Source organism: Mesorhizobium sp. M7A.F.Ca.ET.027.02.1.1 (assembly GCF_004022985.1).
GTDB lineage: Bacteria > Pseudomonadota > Alphaproteobacteria > Rhizobiales > Rhizobiaceae > Mesorhizobium.
Genome location: NZ_RZOL01000516.1, coordinates 1 through 3694, shown reverse-complemented (window position 1 = coordinate 3694; position 3694 = coordinate 1). Strand labels below are relative to the sequence as shown.

2 protein-coding genes and 1 pseudogene are annotated in these 3694 nt (G+C 63.7%); all 3 read left to right on the top strand.

Annotation, left to right across the window (positions count from 1 at the left end; all coding sequences use genetic code 11):
• Positions 1-214 precede the first annotated feature (214 nt).
• Positions 215-1390, top strand: coding sequence for an MFS transporter (locus EN749_RS32475; protein WP_127268230.1), 1176 nt, complete (start codon positions 215-217; stop codon positions 1388-1390).
• Between the two features lie 180 nt (positions 1391-1570).
• Complete coding sequence (locus tag EN749_RS32470) at positions 1571-2743, top strand: MFS transporter (RefSeq protein WP_128364699.1); 1173 nt, start codon at positions 1571-1573, stop codon at positions 2741-2743.
• A 68-nt stretch (positions 2744-2811) separates the two neighbouring features.
• Positions 2812-3694, top strand: a pseudogene (locus EN749_RS32465) (prolyl oligopeptidase family protein); the annotation flags it as partial.

The following is a 3694-nucleotide window of genomic DNA, read 5'->3' as shown; positions in this document are numbered from 1 at the left end:
ACCGGCGGCTGTCCAGCCATTGCGGAGGCGGCGACCACTAGGGCGAGGGAAGCGACATGCCGGAACGGCAGTTGCGCGGCCACGACATCGGCCTGATCCCGCCGCCTCGTTGGCGCAAGCGGATTTCGCCGGGCGGCCCTTCCTTTGCCTGGATCGAACCGATAGCTACTCGGGCTTGCCGGCCGGATGGCCAGCAATTCACATGGATGGCAGCATGGTTGCGACCGGCTCGAACGAAGGCGAAGCAGGAACGCAGTGGGCAGCGCTTGCCGGCGTCACCGCGGCACTTGCGATGTTCGGCGCGGCGCAGGGGTTGAGTTCGCCGCTGTTCACGCTGCTGATGCAGAAACAAGGCATGTCGCCAGCGCTGATCGGCTTGTCGGCGGCGATGATGCCGCTCGGGCTGATCCTTTCGGCTTCTTTCGTGCCCGCGGCTGTGCGGCTTGTCGGTGCACGCAATCTGGCGGTCGGCTGCTCGCTGATCGGCGCGCTCTGCTTCCTGGGTATCGGCTATCTGCAGGACTGGGTGGCCTGGTTCGTCATCCGCTTCATCATCGGCGTCGTCATCAACCCGCTCTACATCCTCGGCGAGGTGTGGGCACTGTCGCTGGCGCCGCCATCGCGGCGCGGCAGGGTGATGGGCGTGTTCAACACGCTGATGGGCGCCGGCTACGCCGCCGGACCATTCGCGCTGACCCTGCTCGGTACGTCGGGCTGGGCGCCCTTCATGGTCGGCGTCGCCGGTTTCGCGCTCTGCGCGGTGATCCTGCACGCGGTCTCGTCTAAGCTGACCGGGTTCGAGGATGACGACCAGCCTGCCAGCGGCCTTGTCGGCTTTGCCAAGGTGGCGCCTGCGCTGCTGCTTGCCGTGCTTGTCTCGGCGGCGGTTCAGCAGAGCACTTATGCGCTGGTCCCGGTCTTCGGCGCCAGCTATGGCCTGGCGGAAGCCGTTCTGGCCTCGCTGGTGATGGCGCTTTCCCTCGGCAACATCCTGCTGCAGATACCACTCGGCCTTCTGGCGGAGCGTTTTGGCGGCCGCGCCATGATCATCGTCTGCGCGCTGGCAACAACCGTTTGCGCGCTTTTGCTGCCTTTGCTGATCACAACGCCGTTGATCTGGGTCGTGCTGCTGGTGATGGGCGCGGTCGGTTACGGCGTCTACACCATGGCATTGGTCGAACTCGGCAGCCGGTTCAAGGGCTCTGTGCTGGTCGCCGGCAACGCTGCCTTTGCACTGATGTGGGGCGTCGGTGGCATCGTCGGCCCACCCGGTGCCGGCGTGCTCATGCAAGGCATCGGCCCGCTCGGGCTGCCGGTCGTGATCGCCGGCCTCGACGCGGTGCTGGTGATGTTCGCGCTGTATCGGTCGTCCGTGCGCCGAGCTTCCTGACGAGCTCAACCTCCTGACCGGCCCAACTTCCTGACAGGCCCAACTTCCTGACAGGCCCAACTTCCTGACAGGCCCAACCTCCTGACAGGCATTGTCTGGAGCAAGCGGTTTTCGCCTGCCAGGGGCTTACCACCGCGTTGCTCAATCGCTAATCCTGCAGCCTCGATAGCGGTGCGCACAATGAATTTGGTTGAATCGAACGAGGACGAGACGATGCAATGGGCGGCGATCACCGGTGTGATCGCGACCGTCTCGGTGTTCGCCATCGCGCAAGGGTTGTCCTATCCGCTGCTGAGCTTCATCCTGCAGCGCCAGGGCGTTTCGCCGGCGATGATCGGCCTGTCGGCGGCCATGACGCCGATTGGTTTCATCCTGTCGTCGCCATTGATCCCGGCGCTGGCCCGCCGGTTCGGGGCAGGGCGCACAGCGCTTACCTGTGCGGCGCTTTCGGCTGTCGTGCTGGCGCTGATCGGCTGGACGCAGAATGTCTATCTGTGGTTTCCCCTGCGCTTCCTGATCGGTGTGGTGACCAACCCGCTCTATGTGCTGAGCGAGATCTGGGTCATCGCGCTGGCGCCGCCGGCGCGGCGAGGGCGCGTCATGGGTGTCTATTCGACGATCATCTCGGCCGGTTTCGCGGCCGGGCCGCTATGCCTGCTTGCAGTCGGCACCGAGGGCTGGCCGCCCTTCCTCGTCGGCATCTCCGCCTTCGTGCTGTGCGGCATCTGCCTGGGCTTGGTGCTGCCGCGCTTGCCCAGGGTCGACGAGACCGGGCATCAGATTTCCGTCCTGGGTTTCATGCCGCTGGCGTGGCTGCTTTTGTTTGCCGTCATAGTCGCCGCCGGCTTCGAACAGGGCGCGCTGGCGTTGCTGCCTGTCTATGGCACCCGTCACGGCATCACCGAGACCCGCATGTCGGCGCTGCTGTCGGCGATGATTGCAGGCAATATCGCCATGCAGGTGCCGCTCGGCCTTTTGGCAGAAAGGCTTTCCGCGCGCCTGGTGCGGCTTGCCTGCGTCGCGATCACGGTGCTCGGCTGCGTCCTGCTTCCGCTTCTCATCGAGTCGCCGCTGATCTGGCCGATGATCTTTGTCTGGGGCGCGGTTTCCTACGGCATTTACACGATGTCCATCATCGAGCTCGGCGAACGCTTCACCGGTTCCGCACTGGTTGCCGGCAATGCGGCCTTTTCCTTGATGTGGGGCGTCGGCGGCATCGCCGTGCCGCCGCTGGCGGGCGGCGCCATGGATGTTATGGGCGCGAGAGGTCTGCCGATCACGCTTGGCTTGATGTGCCTGGCGCTGGCTATTGCTAGCCTCGCTGGTGGGCGGAAAGCCTCAATTGTGCGCTGAGCATAGTTAATATCGATACGGCCTATCGGCGTTGGCTTTTTCAAAGCAACGCGTTTATCGGAGACCTGATGACCAAGCCTGCCACCCAGACGCCGAATTCCACCCCCTCGACCAACGATCCCTTCCTCTGGCTGGAGGACAGGACAGCCAAACAGTCATTGGACTGGGTACATCGCCAGAACGAGGTCACGGTTGGCGAATTGCAGGGCGATCCGTCCTATCAGGCGTCGTTCCAGACCGCGCTCGACCTGATGACGGCCGAGGACAACATCGCGGTCGGCGCGGCAAAAGCCGGCCATGTCTACAATTTCTGGCAGGACAAGACCAATGTGCTCGGCCTCTGGCGCCGCACGACCGTCGCTTCCTACAAGACCGAGAAGCCCGACTGGGAAACGATCATCGACTTCGACCAGCTTGCGGCGAAGGAGGGGATAAAATGGGTTTTTGGCGGCGCAAGCCGACTCTATCCGGACTTCAACCGTTGCCTGGTGAGTATGTCGCCGGATGGCGGCGACGCCAGCGAGATGCGCGAATTCGACATCGCGACCAAGTCCTTTGTCGAGGGCGGGTTTCGTGCGCCCGCTTCCAAGTCGGGCTTCAGCTGGCTGGACAAGGACACCGTCATCGTTTCGGCCGCTTTCGACGAGGCCGACAAGACCGAGTCCGGCTATCCGCGAGTCATAAAACTGTGGAAGCGCGGTACCAAGCTGGAAGACGCGACGCCGTTCTTCGAGGCGCAGAAAGAGGATCTCGCCGTTGGTGCCGCTGTCGAGTACGACGGTGACAGACGCTATCTGGTCCTGGCTCGAACGCTGAATTTCTTCGCTTCGCACATCTTCCTTCGGCTGCCTTCCGGCGAAAACAAACAGCTGCCGCTACCGGACGACATGACCGATACGGCAATATTCAGGGATCAGCTCGTGTTCGGCGTGCGCAGTCCATGGACGGCGC

What these genes read in the sequence shown, in the direction of transcription:
- EN749_RS32475 (WP_127268230.1), top strand. Translation starts at nt 215, where the DNA reads ATGGTTGCGACCGGCTCGAACGAAGGCGAAGCAGGAACGCAGTGGGCA.
- EN749_RS32470 (WP_128364699.1), top strand. Translation starts at nt 1,571, where the DNA reads ATGAATTTGGTTGAATCGAACGAGGACGAGACGATGCAATGGGCGGCG.